13 protein-coding genes are annotated in these 14,079 nt (G+C 65.4%); all 13 read left to right on the forward strand.

The features are described 5' to 3' along the window. Window positions 1-42 precede the first annotated feature (42 nt). The 13 genes from FJ978_RS00625 to FJ978_RS00680 all read left to right on the forward strand — a co-directional run bounded on the left by FJ978_RS00625 (window position 43) and on the right by FJ978_RS00680 (window position 14,079). On the forward strand, window positions 43-1,902 hold the full coding sequence (locus FJ978_RS00625; protein WP_140569406.1) for a hypothetical protein: 1,860 nt from the start codon (window positions 43-45) through the stop codon (window positions 1,900-1,902). 89 nt (window positions 1,903-1,991) lie between these two features. Next, complete coding sequence (locus tag FJ978_RS32650; protein ID WP_181180370.1) at window positions 1,992-2,168, forward strand: hypothetical protein; 177 nt, start codon at window positions 1,992-1,994, stop codon at window positions 2,166-2,168. A gap of 682 nt (window positions 2,169-2,850) precedes the next feature. Beyond that, window positions 2,851-3,456, forward strand: coding sequence for a hypothetical protein (locus FJ978_RS00630; RefSeq protein WP_140569408.1), 606 nt, complete (start codon window positions 2,851-2,853; stop codon window positions 3,454-3,456). A gap of 336 nt (window positions 3,457-3,792) precedes the next feature. Continuing rightward, window positions 3,793-5,400, forward strand: coding sequence for a hypothetical protein (locus FJ978_RS00635; protein ID WP_140569410.1), 1,608 nt, complete (start codon window positions 3,793-3,795; stop codon window positions 5,398-5,400). Next, window positions 5,384-6,094, forward strand: coding sequence for a hypothetical protein (locus tag FJ978_RS00640; RefSeq protein WP_140569411.1), 711 nt, complete (start codon window positions 5,384-5,386; stop codon window positions 6,092-6,094). Before FJ978_RS00635 ends, FJ978_RS00640 begins: the two co-directional genes overlap by 17 nt. 2 nt (window positions 6,095-6,096) lie before the next feature. Continuing rightward, complete coding sequence (locus FJ978_RS00645; protein WP_140569413.1) at window positions 6,097-7,707, forward strand: portal protein; 1,611 nt, start codon at window positions 6,097-6,099, stop codon at window positions 7,705-7,707. Further along, window positions 7,704-8,069 carry a hypothetical protein gene (locus tag FJ978_RS00650; protein WP_140569414.1) on the forward strand — a complete coding sequence of 122 codons (366 nt, stop codon included), beginning with the start codon at window positions 7,704-7,706 and terminating at the stop codon, window positions 8,067-8,069. Before FJ978_RS00645 ends, FJ978_RS00650 begins: the two co-directional genes overlap by 4 nt. Beyond that, window positions 8,066-8,953 (forward strand): hypothetical protein, encoded by an 888-nt coding sequence (locus FJ978_RS32655; RefSeq protein ID WP_181180371.1) that lies wholly within the window; start codon window positions 8,066-8,068, stop codon window positions 8,951-8,953. Before FJ978_RS00650 ends, FJ978_RS32655 begins: the two co-directional genes overlap by 4 nt. A 159-nt stretch (window positions 8,954-9,112) precedes the next feature. Beyond that, window positions 9,113-9,997, forward strand: coding sequence for a phage capsid protein (locus FJ978_RS00660; protein ID WP_140569416.1), 885 nt, complete (start codon window positions 9,113-9,115; stop codon window positions 9,995-9,997). Between the two features lie 79 nt (window positions 9,998-10,076). After that, window positions 10,077-10,361 carry a hypothetical protein gene (locus FJ978_RS00665; RefSeq protein ID WP_140569418.1) on the forward strand — a complete coding sequence of 95 codons (285 nt, stop codon included), beginning with the start codon at window positions 10,077-10,079 and terminating at the stop codon, window positions 10,359-10,361. 28 nt (window positions 10,362-10,389) lie between these two features. Continuing rightward, window positions 10,390-11,034, forward strand: a complete 645-nt coding sequence (locus tag FJ978_RS00670; RefSeq protein WP_140569419.1) for a hypothetical protein — start codon at window positions 10,390-10,392, stop codon at window positions 11,032-11,034. A 1-nt stretch (window position 11,035) separates the two neighbouring features. Beyond that, complete coding sequence (locus FJ978_RS00675) at window positions 11,036-13,522, forward strand: hypothetical protein (protein WP_140569421.1); 2,487 nt, start codon at window positions 11,036-11,038, stop codon at window positions 13,520-13,522. Next, window positions 13,522-14,079, forward strand: a complete 558-nt coding sequence (locus FJ978_RS00680) for a hypothetical protein (protein WP_140569423.1) — start codon at window positions 13,522-13,524, stop codon at window positions 14,077-14,079. Before FJ978_RS00675 ends, FJ978_RS00680 begins: the two co-directional genes overlap by 1 nt.

The following is a 14,079-nucleotide window of genomic DNA, read 5'->3' on the forward strand; positions in this document are numbered from 1 at the left end:
TACGCCGGCGGGCTTTTTCTCGAACAGCAGTGATACCAGGCAATGGCGAAAGCGCAGACACAGACCGGACACAAGGCGTTGCGGGCGCAGTTCGCCGACGCCCAGCGCAAGGCGTTGGAAGACACGCCCGACTGGTTTGACCCCGACCCGAACCTGCCGCGCACCGACGCGGCCGGCAACGTTGTAAAGCCTGGCCAATGGGACGGCGCGCCGTTCGACAAAATGCCTGACGAATGCCCGGTCAAGGTTGTCGGCCGCGATTGCGACGGCCTGATTTACTGTATTTCCACCACCGGCCACATGCGCAAGATGGAGCGCTGGGACATGCCGGCGCTTGCCGACCTGTTCGCGCCAAAACTCAACACAATGATGTTCTTTTGGCCTGCCTGGTCGAAACCCAAGAAGATTTCGGATGACGAAATCCTGCCGCCGCGCGTGGTGCGTGTCGAGCGCGACAAGGCAATGATGGCCATCATCAACGAAGCCGCCCGCAAGCCGGACTTCGATCCGAACACGCAACATCGCGGCCGTGGCGGCTGGGAAGACACGCAAGGGCGCTTCGTGTGGCATTCCGGCGGCTGGCTGTGGACCTCGGACGGCAAGAAGCTGGAGAACGCCCGCCCGGCCCAGCACGAGGGGTTTTTGTACACGCGCCAGGCGCCAACGATCGAGCCATGGGCGCAGCCGGTGACAGCCGAGGAAAGCCCGGCGCGGCGCATCCTTGAAGATCTCCGCACATGGAACTGGCAGCGGCCTTACCTCGACCCGGTGTTGGTGCTGGGCTGGATCGCCACGGCGCTGATGGGCGGCGCCTTGAAGGCGCGGCCGATCGTGTTCGCCACCGGCGGCGCCGGCGTGGGCAAAAGCCGCCTGCAGGAAATCGTCAAGTCGGCGCTGGCCGGCGCCGTGATCACCAGCGTCAACACGACGGCCGCCGGCATCTACCAGCGGGTGAAGCAGGATTCGCTGCCGTTCATGGTGGATGAGCTGGAAAGCAAGGCCGGATCGAACCGGCCGGAGAGCATCATAGAACTGGCGCGCGTGGCCTATACCGGCGGCGATATCAGCCGCGGCGGCCAGGACCATGAGGCGACCACGTTCACGGCGCGCAACTCGTTCTTTTTCTCGGCCATCATTCCCCCGCCCATGGGCGCGCAGGACAAGAGCCGCATGGCGATGCTGAACCTCGGCCAGCTCGACCGCGCCGGCAAGGCCGAACGCGACATGACGCTGAAACCTGAAACCGATGGCCGCATGATCCTGCGCCAGATCATGGACGGTTGGCGCGACTTTTCCGACCGGCTGCTGCCGGACTATGCCTCGATCCTGGGCGAGCAGGGGCTTTCGGCGCGCTCGATCGATACCTTCGGCACGCTCCTGGCGGCGGCCGAGCTGCTGGTTGGCCCTGCCGTGCTCGAGGAAATGGGATTGCCGGTGACGGATGCCAATCACCTGGGCGCACTGATCGCCGAGGCGACGGCGGCCGACCGCACGGAAAGCCTCGACCACTGGCACAAGGCTGTCGACATTCTTTTCCAGTCGACTATCGACCAATGGCGCGAAGGCACCAAGCCGACGATCGGCAGCGTGTGCGAGCAGCTGCGCGGCGACGAAATCGACCTGAAATATGCGCGCGAACGGTTGGAGCTGGTCAATCTCGGCGTGAAGGAAAAGGGCTGGGCGACGCCCAACAGCGGGCCGGTGCTGGCGGTGCCGGCCGATGGGCCGCAGCTGCACAGGATTTTCGGCGATACCGATTTCCACAAGGGCGGCTGGTATGAGGCGCTGAAACAGGCGCCCAAGGGCATCGTGCTGCCAGCGCGCAAAGTGAAGATCAACGCCAGCACCAAGCACTGCCTGCTGCTCGACCTGGCGGCGTTCGAGAAGTTCGCGACCAGGTGAGGACGGCGCCCCGCCTTTGCGAAGATTGGCAATGCCCCTCAAAATGGTCTTGCGCCATGGCGCTCTGCCGATCGCGTGAATATTGGGCGATGTCCGAGAGGCCGCTTGACCTCTTCAAGGGCGACCGCAGGCGCCATCAGGACGCTTGCGGCGAATATGAGCGCGACATACCCCGCGTCTGGCTGAAAGATGCCTTCACGGCGCGCGGCGAGGCCATGCGGCCAGAGATACCCGACGACTATCAAGGGCTGAAGATCATCCAGTAGCGCCTGGCGCGCGACCAGCGCGCCTTGCAGGCCTCAACGGCCACAGGCGAGGCTGTGAGCGCACCTAGCGCCTCCCGATTCGCCTCGCTCCGCCCTGGTGCGCGTGTCCATGCCAAGCGTCACGCCTGAAACAACCAGCAGCCCGGCAGGGCTGCGCCGCTTTCCTATCTCCCAGCCCGACAGGATGAAATGAACCGCGTTCCCGCGCCCGACACGCGCGCGTAATCAAGCCCGATTCGCGCGATTTTTTAGCCAGCAATCAGCCCCCATTTTTAGGGCATTCCCGCACCCGCATTTGACGCCATTTGCCCCCGCCCCATCAGGTTCCAAGCAAGTTCCGCCGCGCCAATCCATTGCTTGCAGTTGACGCACGTGCGACGCGGCGAATTTGAATGCGCTGCCGGCGGGTTCGGGAGCGGTTACCGGGTTACCAATCGGTTCCAATGGCGGTAACCAGAAAAGCGCAAGGAAATCAACAGCATGTCAATTTCGGTTACCGGTTCCCCGGTCAATGCCACCTCGCATCGTACGCGCGCGCGCATGTGCGATGAGAGGTAACCACGTAACCGGTAACCGCATGGGGATATCCATTTGAAAAGCCTATCGAAAAGCCGGTTCCCGAGCGGTTACCCGACCTGCGCCATGGTGACCGGAATAAAAAATTGCCGTTGGAGCGTTTCCGATGACGAAAGAGCCTGACCAGGGGCATCCAGACGCCCACACACTGCGCGGCGCCGCCGCGATCGAGGCCGGCGCCGAGCTGCCGGGCGCCGATCCGCTCGACCTCTTGGCCGGCTTGCCCGATGGCGAGGGCGACGACGTTCTGGCGCTGGCGGCGGAAATCGTTGCTGCGCCAGCTCGGGCGCGGGGGAGGCCGCTGGGCGCTGCCAACCGCAAGAATGGCGACCTGATCCGCTACCTGGCCGCGCGTGGCCATCGCGACCCGATGGTGACGCTATCAATGATCCAGTCGGCCGACTTCGGGGAGCTGTGCAAGATGGTCGGGGCCGAGACGGCAAAGCACAAGATCGCGGTGCTGGGCGTGATCCGTGGCGCGGCGGCCGACCTGATGCCGTACCACCATGCCAAGAAGCCCCAGCAGCTCGAACTGCCGCCTGGTGACCTGCGTCCGCTGATGGTGATCGGCGAAATGAACGTGACGCAGATCAACGGCGACGGCTTCATGAGCGCTGGCGTGATGCCGGACGCCGAGGCCGGAAAACTCAATGAAATCAATGGCAGCGCCGTGCGAGAACCGGCGGCATCCTCGCACGAGAATGCCAAGTGATTGATTGGCAACGATAAAGCCGGGTCGAACAACTGATTGGAAATCAGTCGCACATTGAAAACGCGGATGGTCGCGGCATCCTGACCTGACGCATCGAGCGCCGGCCCAGCGCCTGGCGTGGTGCCTCGACCCCGCCCCCTGGTCGATCGCTGGCCGAGGGCGGGCGGTTCGAATTTCGAAAACGCCACCCACCCCCCACCACCCACGGGGGTGCGTTCGCACACACACCGCCTATTCCGGCGGCTCGCACTGGACTCGCTGGCGGCGGAAATAAATTCACCGCGTTGAATCGGGACGCGGGCACGCGGGCGCCGCGCTTTTGAAGGGCCGAGGGTCATGGGTTTAGGGTTCGATCTGATCAAGCATTTCAAGTCGCCGGGGCCGGTCTGCTCCAGATACATCCAGTCGATCGGGCCGCTCGACCTGATCATGGGTCCATGGGGCAGCGGCAAGACCGTGGGCAGCATCTTCAAGATCGCCCGCCACGCCGCGGTTGATTTCCCGATCTGCAGGGATGGCGTCGTGCACGTGCGCGCGGCGGCGATCCGCGACACATACCGCGAAATGGCGAAGACGGCGCTGGCGTCCTGGCTCGAAGCCTTTCCGAAAGGCGGACCCTACACCGCATCGGAGACCGGGGCGTTTTCCGGCGGCCAGGACCGGCCCGTCAAGCACATCCTCGAATGGGACGTGAAGCGGCAGTGGTACCGCGCCAAGGGCGAGTGGGAATGGCGCATCACCAAGGCGCGGCTGGAAATGGAATTCGGCGCGATCGGCGAACAGAATCTCGACAGTTTCTTCAAGGGCTACGAGATCTCGCTCGGCTGGCTCAACGAATGCGACCTGGTGCACGAGGACGCGCCGGGCCGGCTCTACGGCCGAACCGGCCGCTACCCGCCGCGCGCCGAGATCATGGAATGGGAAGGCGAACGGCTGGGCTGGATCAAAGACCCCGACAGCGGCGTCGAAACCATCAACGTGCCGCGCATTGTTTGCGGCGATTACAACCCGCCCGACGAATCGAACTGGACCTATAAGCGCCACATCGAGGAGCCCGAAAAGTGGCCCGGCTATCATTTTTTCCAGCAGCCCTCCGGCCTGTCGCCGCAGGCTGAAAACCGCATCGGCAAGACCCGCCACCAGTACGAGGAAGAGGAACGCCAGTTCGGCGGGCCCAACGCGCCGGAATCGCGCCGCAACGTGCATGGCATGTACGCGCCGAAGGCCGCCGGCACGGTGATTTTCAGCCGCTTCAACGTGCTGCGCAACCGATCCGATCAACCGCTGCGCATCGTGCCCGAGCTGCCGTTCTACATGGGCATGGACGCCGGCGGCCGGCCGGCCTGCGGCCTCGGCCAGTTCATGCCCAGCGGTCAGTTTCGCATGCAGCGCGAGGTGGTTTCCGATGCCTCGATCGTGACGGGCCCGGCGCGCTTTGCCGCCAACATCATGGAAGTGCTGCTGCGCGACTATCGCGGCATGCGGTGCGGGGGCGCCTGGGCCGATCCGTCGAGCTGGTACGGCGCCGACAAGGTGTCGGGCGAACTGGCTTGGGTCGAGACCGTGCAGATGGCGCTGCAGATCCCGATCCTGCCCACGGTCAGCAACGATCTGGGGTCACGCTTCGAGGCGGTGGACTGGTACCTTGGCGACATCGACGCCAACACGCCGCGCCTGCTGGTCGACCCGTCCTGCAAGTACACGCTGCGCGGTTTCGTCTCGCAATACCAGCTCACCAAGCACTCTACCTTGGGAAAGACTGACGGGCTGCAAGTCGAGAAGAACGAATATTCGCACATCATGGAAGGGTGGCAGTATCTGTTTTTCGGCTATCGCGGCCCGGGCGCGGTGCGCAAGGACGCCGCCCAGATGGGCAGGCCCGGCAACGTGGTGCCGATGCGCTCGATCACGGCCAAGTCGGATTTCGATGTCTTCAAGTCCTGACGGCTACGATCCGGAGAAAGACGCCCACGACAGCTATTACGCCGCTGTCGAGGCCAAGCGGTTGCGCGGCGATCGTCACTGGACCCAGAAGCCGCCGCCGGCCTGGCGCATCGTCTCGCCGGCTTCCCGCGCCGCAACCCTCTCCCTCGCGGGTGCAGGTGCGCGCGTGAGGCGCATGGTGCTCGCGCAGGTGCGCAGCGAGGCGGTCGAGACGGTCGGCATCTATCGCGGCGACGACTGCATGGCCGTGGTCTATTTCGGCCGGCATGGCTGGCGCCGGCGGGAAATGGCGTTGTCGGTCGCGCCGGAGGCCGCCAGGCACATGGGCCGCCTGGTCCGGATCGCGCAATTGACGCTTTTTGCCATGGCCGAAACTCACCTCATCGTCGCCACCGTCCATCCGGCCAATCTCGCCGGCCAGCGCATGGCGGTGCTGGTCGGCTTCCGCGCGGCCCGGTTGAAACAGCCGGGCGTGTGGGTTTTGAGGAAAGAGCGGCATATGTCATCCATTCTGAACCCCGGCAAGGCCGCCAAGCAGGCGGCCGAAGAGCAGAAACAGCAGCAGGCGATCGCCAATGACCGGCAGCTGGCCGAGCTGCGCCAGCAGGACGCCACGTCGGGCGCCAGCCGGCGCAATCCGCGCGGCCGCCGGCTGTTCGTGACCGACGCCGCCTCGAAATCCGATTTGAGCTGATCATGGCCGAGGCCGCGAACGACGACGGCACGCCGGTCGAAAAGCAGCGCATGCGCTCGAAAAAGCTCTGGGAAGGGCGTAGCGCCTGGGATTCGATGTATTGCGAGGCCTATGACTACGTGCTGCCGAACCGGCGGCCGGGCGGCATGGGCAAGACCAAGCGGCCGACCCAGCAGATTTTCGACATGACCGGGCCAAACTCGGCCATGCATTGCGCCGGCGAAATCCAGCGCCAGATGTTCCCGGCGCAAACGCCGTTCAATGTCGAGACCGGCCCGCTGGTCGCCATGAAGCTTACGGCGGACGAAAAAAAGAAATGGGACGCCCAGCTGCAGGGCGTCGCCAGCTTCGTTTATCCGTTCTTCAAGACCGGCGATTTCGACACGGCCATGCACGAGGCCTGCACCGACCTGACGGTCGGCACCGGCGTCGTGCTGCCGCTGAAAGGTCCAACGATGGACCAACCGCTGCAGTTCATCTGCATTCCGCAGGATGAAGTGGCGATCGGCCAGGACGCCTGGGGCAAGGTCAACTTCTGCTCTTGGAAGCGCTGCAATCTCGGCCGCGAGGCGATCCTCGAGGCGTGGCCGAAGGGCGATTTCAGCAAGGAATTCCGCGAACAGGCCAAGGCCAGGCCATACGACGAAGTCGTGCTGTATCAGGACTTTTACCGCCTGCCGGACGGTCGCTGGCGGTTTTGCGTCTATCTCGAGCGCGAAGGCGGTTTCATCGCGCAGGAAACCTACCGCACCCAGCCGGTGTCGGTGATGCGCTTCTATCGCTGGCCGGGCGAAGCTTATGGGCGCGGCCCGGTGCTGTTCGCGCTGCCGACAATCAAGACCGTCAACAAGGCGCAAGAACTGACCTTGAAGGCCGCCGCCATCCAGCTGCTTGGCATCTGGGGCTTCCGCGCCGGCGGCACCTTCAACCCCGACACGGTGCGGGTGGGGCCGGGCGAGTTCTGGCCGATGCAGTCGACGGGCGGCATTCTCGGCCCCGACGTGCAGCGGCTCGATACGGCGTCGGCGCGCTTCGACGTGGCCAAGATGATCATCGGCGACGGCCAGCGGCAAATCCGCGAAGCGCTGCTCGACACGCGGATTTTCGATGACGGCGGCACGCCCGATTCGGCCAGCCAGGTCGCGGCGACCGTGGCACAGAATGCCAACGTCCACGTCGGCGCCTATGGGCGGCTGGCCATGGAAGGCCCTGGCGTGCTGGTGCCGCGCGCCATGGAAATCCTCGCCGAATGGCGCATCCTGCCGGAGCTGATGAGCTTCAACGCGTTGATGACCTCGATGTATATCAACTCGCCGATGATGGCCGCGCTCAAGGCCGACCAGCTCAAGGCCAGCGTGAACTATTACCAGATCGTCGCCGCCACGGTCGGGCCGCAGCGGGTCAACGAATATATCTCCGTTGACCGCTATCTCGACCGCACGCGCGGCGGCCTGCTGGTGCCGGCGGACATCTGCACCACGCCGGACGAACAAAAGCAGGCGATCAAGGACAACCAGGCGCAGCAGGCGGCGGCCGTGGCGGCCGAAGCGGCGGTCAAGGCCGCCCCGAACCTCGCCGCGGCCGCGACGGCGCCCGAGGCACAAGCAGCATGAGCGGACCATTCCCGTTTGCCCGTCAGATGATGGCGGTTGATGAAATGGTTTCGGGCGCGCCAGCCTGGGATGGCCTCGAACAGGCGTTCTTCTCGGCCAAGGTGGCCGATAATTTCGACCCCGGCGCCGACATGAAACAGGTGCTCTACCACTTCTACCAGACCGCCGAGGGCCGCCGCATCATCGACTGGATTGCCGACCTGACGGTGCGCGCGCCGTACCCGCATATCGGTTCGACCAATGAGACCGCCGCCTTGGCGGCCAAGGCGCACGAGGCGCGCGCGGCAGTCGGCTATGCGATCGGTCGCGCCATCGCCGATGGCGAAGAGCTTTACAAGCAGAGCAAAGGAGCCACGACATGAAAGCTTTACTCGATCGATATTTGCCGTTGCGCGCGCCAGATGATGGCGGCGGTGGCGGCGATCCACCTCCGGCGCCGGTGGCTCCCGCGCCTGGAGCACCCCCGCCGGCAGCTCCATCGCCCGCGCCGCCGGCGCCCGGTGCGGAGCCGCCGGCGGCGGGGCCGTACCGGCCGCAGGGGCTGGCGGATACGATGTATGGCAAGGATGATCGCGAGACGATCGACAAGCTGCACAAGGCCGTCGAGGGTTACCGCCAGCGCGATTCCGCCGTGCCCGACAAGCCGGAAGCCTACCAGACGTTCGAAATCGACAAGGCGCCCGAAGCTATCCGGCCGCACCTGCAGCAGCTGGCCAAGGATCCTTTGTTCGCTGCCGTGTCGAAAGTGGCGATGGAAGAGAAGATCCCGGTCGCCACAATGCACAAGCTGACCACGGCGCTCTACGCCCAGGCGGCCGAGGCCGGCATTCTGGAAGCGCCGGTCGACATCGCCGCCGAGCGGACCGCGTTGCTGCCGGACAGCGCCAAGAGCATGGCCAAGGCCGACCAGGACAAGGCCATCGATGCCCGCATGCAGGCGAACGAAGATTTCGTCAACTTGATGACGCAACAGGGTTTGCCCAAGGATGTCGCCGAACACGGTCTGCTGATGCTGATGGATACCGCCAAGGGCAATCAGCTGCTGGAATTCTTCGCCGGCAAGATGACCGGCGCAGGCGCCGCGCAGCCATTTGGGGGCGCCGGCGCTGCTGGCGGCGACAAGAGTGCTCGCGAGGCACTGCGCGCAGAAATGGCGGCGCCGGAAATGGACCCGCAGCACCCGAAGTTCAATCGCGCCAAATACGACGAACTCGACCAGAAATATAAGAAGCTCTTCGGCGGCTGACGTTGCCGCATTTGACGCGCGTGCCGTGCCCGCATGCTCGGCACGCGCAACCAAGGGAGCGACCCGGCGGCAGCGGGCTATCCTTCACCGGACCCCGACAAAGCCGGCTCTATCGGCCCCACGGCTGCTTGAAACAGCAACCTTAAAAGGGGTCTTCCCATGTCACAGAACATTGCCGCCTGGTTTACCGAGAAAATCGCCGACAAGATCACGGTGCTTGCCCAGTCAAAGGGCGGGTATCTGGACAACACGATGATGCGCGGCGACGTGGTCGCCAACACCGTCAAGTTCCCGACCATCGGCCGCACCAATGTCTATCGCCTGACCGGCGCCATCGAGCGCGTTCCGGCCGCCGGCCCCGGCCTGTCCACCGTCCAGATGAACTTCACCGATTATGAAGCTTCCGACTTCTGGCGCACCCAGGACGCCTACAAGGCCGGCCCGAACGAACAGAACGCTCTCGCCGAGATCATCGTCAAGGCGGTGCGCCGCCAGCGCGACCAGATCAAGCTCGACGCTCTGGCGACGTTCGCCGCGCTCGGCGGCTCCGGCGTGACGACGATCGGCGACGGCACCGCCCGCATCGATATCCTCCACACGGAACAGGCGCGTGCGGAAATCGCGGCGACCGGCTCCGACGATGACGAGGTCTACTGCGCGATCCCGGAACTGTGGATGTCGCAGCTGTGCTTCTACAAGGAGTTCGCCGACGCGCAGTGGGTCGGCCTGGCGAACGCGCCGTTCTCGCAGTCCCAGCGCATCCGCAGCAAGACCGTGCGCAGCGTCACCTACATGACACTGCCCGACGAATGCTTCGTCTCCCCGAGCGGCACCGACTGGTACGCCTACATGTGGGCCAAGAACGCGATGGGCGCCGAGGATGCCTGGAATCAGGAAACGCCCGACATCACCCCGCAGCCACTGCTGCAGGGCACGCCTTACCTCGTCAAGGCTGGTCTCGGCGGCGCCGCCATCGGCATCGAGGGCGTTCGTGTCAAGCGCTTCAAGATGCTGAAGAACACCACGCTAGTCCGTCCGGCATAAAAGCAGCCTCCCAAGGCAGCATAGCCCGCCGGCGATCCTGCCGGCGGGCACTCGAAACCCCGAAACAGGAGACTTTCCAATGGCTGGTTTTGAAGCCCGCTCCCTCTGCCTGGTCAACTCCGTGCCTTATGGCTCGGCCGGCCGCGCAGTCGATTTCTTCCACTACGCAACTGGCGATGCCGTCGCAACCGTCATCGCTGCCGGCTACTTCAACACGGCCCGCGACAAGCTGGCGGTCAATGACGTGATCGAGGCGCTTTGCGTCGCCGATGGCGTCGGTGACCGCGTGTCGCTGATCGTCACCGCCGCGCCCGCATCCGGCAACGTCACCACGGCCATCAACACCGACGCGTCGGGCGCATAAGGCCGGCCCTGCCGGCAGAGGGACAGTCATGGCCGATACGGCGATCGACAAGGCAATCATCGTGAATTGGGCGCTGGTCGAACTCGGGCTGGCGCCCAGCTTTTCGATCGACGTCGACACCAAGCTTGGCGGCCTGGTCGACATCTTCTGGCCGCGTGCAGAGGCGCGCGCCTTCGGTCTGCATGACTGGACCTTCTGCCGGCAGACCCTGCAGCTCACCCGCCAGAGCGCGACGCCGGTGACCGGCTATACCTACGGCTTCGACCTGCCGGGCAACCGTTTCGGCCCGGCGCTCAAGCTTCTGTCCGATCCGCGCAACGACACGCCGCTGCGCGACTTCACGATCGAGGGCACAACCGTCTTCTGCGACGAACCGGCGGTTTACGCCCGCTGCAAGGTGGCGCTCGACCCGGAAGAATGGGAGCCGCAATTCGCCGACGCCTTCGCGCTGCTGCTGGCGTCCTATCTCGCCGTGCCGCTGTTGCAGGATGTCGACCTGAAAAACGACAAGCTGGCCGAGGCCATCGGCTCCCGCTCGGAAGGCGGTACCGGCGGCGTGTTCGGCCGCATGATCGCCCAGGACCGCGGGGCGGCGCCTGTCGGCACGCCCGCCACCAGCGATGCGCTGCAGGGCGGGCGGATCGGCGGCGGCGACTGGTACGGAAAATACTGACATGGCAACGCGGCCGGCTTCCCCGACACGCTCGTGCAATGCCGGCGAATTCACGCCGGAGGCGAAAAGCCGCGTCGACATCAAGCAGTATTATTCGGCGGGGCTGGCGTTCAAGAACATCGAGCCGGTGCCGCAGTCCGGCTTTCGCCGCATGGGCGGGTCGCGCCGCAAGGGCGAATGGCGCCGGCCGCTGGTTGCGCGGGCGATCACCGCGCCGACGCCGACCTTCGGGCCGCATACCGGAACGCAGACCATCTGGACCGGCACCGTGGCCGGTACCGTCGCCGCGGTGCTGGCCTCGGCGCTCGCGATCGACAAGGGCACCGCGACTTTTGTCGTGGAAGCTTTCGTTGCCGGCGTCTGGGTGCAGATCGCCGGGCCATTCTCGGTCAAGACCGGAACGCCGGTCACCAGGCTGGCCGCCTTCGCGCCAGGCGCGCAGAAGGCGGCGACCTCGATCCGCATCCGCGCCACCTTTTCGCTGGCCGCCACCACGGTTTCCGGCCTGACGGTGGCCGCGTATTTCGAGAGCGGCACGGCGGAACGCCCGCGCTTTGTCGACCTGACCACGGACCTTGGCGACGCACTGGTCGGCTTCGTCACGGCGGGCATCGCCGATTTCTTCACCGAAAGCGCCGGCTATGTCGGATCGGCCAATCTGCCGACCGTGACGGCGGCCATGCTGCCCGACCTGGCCTTCTATGGCGAAGGCAACACGATCGGCATCTTTCACGGCGATCTCGCAACCGTGCGGCTGTTTCTGGAAACGACCAGCCAGCTCGCCGACTGGCGCGTGGATCTCTGGCCCTACGATCCGGTGCCGACCGGCGACCTTGGCGGCACCTATCCCAAGACCGACGACAAGTGGGACTTCGCCATCCGCTGGGTCGATGGGGTTGACTATATCGGCCTAAGCCTCACCGTCGACGGCGAAACCACGCCGGCCATCTTCGTGCCGCGCACCGGCGATGGCGCCCCGGCCGACATCAACCCGGACACGCCTGACTGGACGTTGTTCGCAACGCAAGTGCAGGCTGCGCTGCAGGCGCTGCCGACCATGTCCGCCGGCGTCACGGTCGCGGTTGGCACCGGCTTTCCGAGATACAGGAATTTCACCGCGACGTTCGGCGGCGACCTTTCCGGCGAGGAATACGAGTTTTCCGCCATCATCGCCAACACCACCGATGCGTCGGTGCTGCCCTACCACACGCAAATCGGCAAGACCGAGTTCGAAGACGTGTTCTCGACCGCGAATGGCTGGCCGGGCGCGGCTGGCCTGCTGCAGGACCGCTTTGCCTATGCGCGCATTCCGGCCGTACCAGGCGCGCTGGCGCTTAGCCGGGTGGGCGAGTATTTCGACATCAACATCGAGGGCACCACGGACGCGGCGGCGCGCTTCGACAAGCTGCGCTCCAAGACCTCCGAAACCATCCTGCACGTCAAGGAATCGACCTATCTCTTCGTCTTCACCGACAGCGGCACCTATTTCGTGCCCAACCGCACGATCGAGCGCAACACGCCGCTGAATTTCGTGCTGGCCAGCGAGATCGGCGCCCAGCCGAATTGCAAGCCGTTCACGCTGGAAGGCGAGGTCTATTTCGTTGCCATCGCGCCCAAGGGGCTGGCCTTCGCCTCGAATGGCGGCAAGCAGGTGCTGCGCGTTTCCGAAAACGTCACCTCGGCCAGCGCCAACTTCAACGCCGACCCGGTTTCCCTGCTGGCTTCGCACCTGACCGACAGCCTCATCCGCTCGGCCTCGCAGCGGCCGGAGACTGACCTTGACGCCTCGAAGGGCTGGCTGATGCGGGCTGACGGCCGCCTGGTCGCCGGCCAGATGATCCGCAACCAGGAGATTGTCGGTTTCTGCGAATGGGTGGCGGCGAGCGGTGGCCTGGTGCGCGAAATCGGCGTCGATGGCAAGAACCGGCTTTGGCTGGCGATCGAGCGTGCCGGGCGCACCTCGATCGAGACTTACGATACCTCGATCTACCTGCAGGACGCGCTCGACGTGGTGCCCGACCTTGCCGGCGTGATTTCGGGCCTGCCTTATGAAGAGGGCGCCGTGCTGTGGGCCAAGGCCGATGGTTATGTGCTGGGGCCGTTCACCGTGGCCGGCGGTTCGATCTCGCTTGGTGACGCCTATGCCGCAGCCCTGGTCGGCCGCTGGGTGGCGCCGCGCTGGGAATCGATGCCGCAGGTTCTGGTGACCGGCAATGACGACGTGATCCTGCGGCCGGGCCGCATCCACACGCTGCAGGTGAACATCGCCGACACCGACTCGATTGCCGTCGGCGCCAATGGCGAGGCGGCGGAAGACGTCGAGCTGCACGAGGCCGGCGATCCGGTCGACGCGCCGATGCCGCTGAAAACCCAGCTCCTGACCGCAAGCGGCCTGCTGGGCATGATGGAAGGCACAACCGCCGTGATCACGCAGGTGCGGCCGGGCGAGCTGCGCGTGCGCGACATAGCCATGGGGACGAAACTCTGATGGTACAGGTTCTTATCGGGGGACTGGCAAGCCTGTTCGGTGGCGGCGCCGCAGCCGCCGGCACAACTGCTGCCGCCGGCGCCGCCGCTGGCACCACGGCGGCATCCGGCATTTCGCTGGCGTCAATCCTGCAGGGCACCGCGACCGTGCTGGGCATCGTCTCCGCTGTCGGCGCCGGCAATGCCGAAGCCGCCCAGGCCGAGACGGCGGCCAGCGACGCCGAAAGCGAGCAGAGCCTTGAAACCCTGCAAGGCATCAACCGGCGCACGTCGATCAAGAAACAGATGGCGCAAGCGCTGGGCGCCGAGGACGTGGCTTACGCCGCATCCGGCGTCGACCTGTCCTTTGGCACGGCCAAGGCGGCGCGCACCGACGCCTACCGCGAGGCCGACCTTGGGCTGACAACCTCGACCGGCACCGAGCAGACGCGGATTTCGCGCCTGGTCGAGCGCGCGCGCAACTATCGCACGGCGGCAAAGGCGGCCCGCGCCGGCGGTATCCTCAACGCGCTTTCGGGCGGCGTCGACAATCTGCTTTCCTTCAATCAGCGCGGGTAA

The sequence above is a fragment of the Mesorhizobium sp. B1-1-7 genome (genome assembly GCF_006442705.1).
Lineage (GTDB): Bacteria > Pseudomonadota > Alphaproteobacteria > Rhizobiales > Rhizobiaceae > Mesorhizobium > Mesorhizobium opportunistum.

What these genes read in the sequence shown, in the direction of transcription:
- FJ978_RS00625 (WP_140569406.1), top strand. Translation starts at nt 43, where the DNA reads ATGGCGAAAGCGCAGACACAGACCGGACACAAGGCGTTGCGGGCGCAG.
- FJ978_RS32650 (WP_181180370.1), top strand. Translation starts at nt 1,992, where the DNA reads ATGTCCGAGAGGCCGCTTGACCTCTTCAAGGGCGACCGCAGGCGCCAT.
- FJ978_RS00630 (WP_140569408.1), top strand. Translation starts at nt 2,851, where the DNA reads ATGACGAAAGAGCCTGACCAGGGGCATCCAGACGCCCACACACTGCGC.
- FJ978_RS00635 (WP_140569410.1), top strand. Translation starts at nt 3,793, where the DNA reads ATGGGTTTAGGGTTCGATCTGATCAAGCATTTCAAGTCGCCGGGGCCG.
- FJ978_RS00640 (WP_140569411.1), top strand. Translation starts at nt 5,384, where the DNA reads ATGTCTTCAAGTCCTGACGGCTACGATCCGGAGAAAGACGCCCACGAC.
- FJ978_RS00645 (WP_140569413.1), top strand. Translation starts at nt 6,097, where the DNA reads ATGGCCGAGGCCGCGAACGACGACGGCACGCCGGTCGAAAAGCAGCGC.
- FJ978_RS00650 (WP_140569414.1), top strand. Translation starts at nt 7,704, where the DNA reads ATGAGCGGACCATTCCCGTTTGCCCGTCAGATGATGGCGGTTGATGAA.
- FJ978_RS32655 (WP_181180371.1), top strand. Translation starts at nt 8,066, where the DNA reads ATGAAAGCTTTACTCGATCGATATTTGCCGTTGCGCGCGCCAGATGAT.
- FJ978_RS00660 (WP_140569416.1), top strand. Translation starts at nt 9,113, where the DNA reads ATGTCACAGAACATTGCCGCCTGGTTTACCGAGAAAATCGCCGACAAG.
- FJ978_RS00665 (WP_140569418.1), top strand. Translation starts at nt 10,077, where the DNA reads ATGGCTGGTTTTGAAGCCCGCTCCCTCTGCCTGGTCAACTCCGTGCCT.
- FJ978_RS00670 (WP_140569419.1), top strand. Translation starts at nt 10,390, where the DNA reads ATGGCCGATACGGCGATCGACAAGGCAATCATCGTGAATTGGGCGCTG.
- FJ978_RS00675 (WP_140569421.1), top strand. Translation starts at nt 11,036, where the DNA reads ATGGCAACGCGGCCGGCTTCCCCGACACGCTCGTGCAATGCCGGCGAA.
- FJ978_RS00680 (WP_140569423.1), top strand. Translation starts at nt 13,522, where the DNA reads ATGGTACAGGTTCTTATCGGGGGACTGGCAAGCCTGTTCGGTGGCGGC.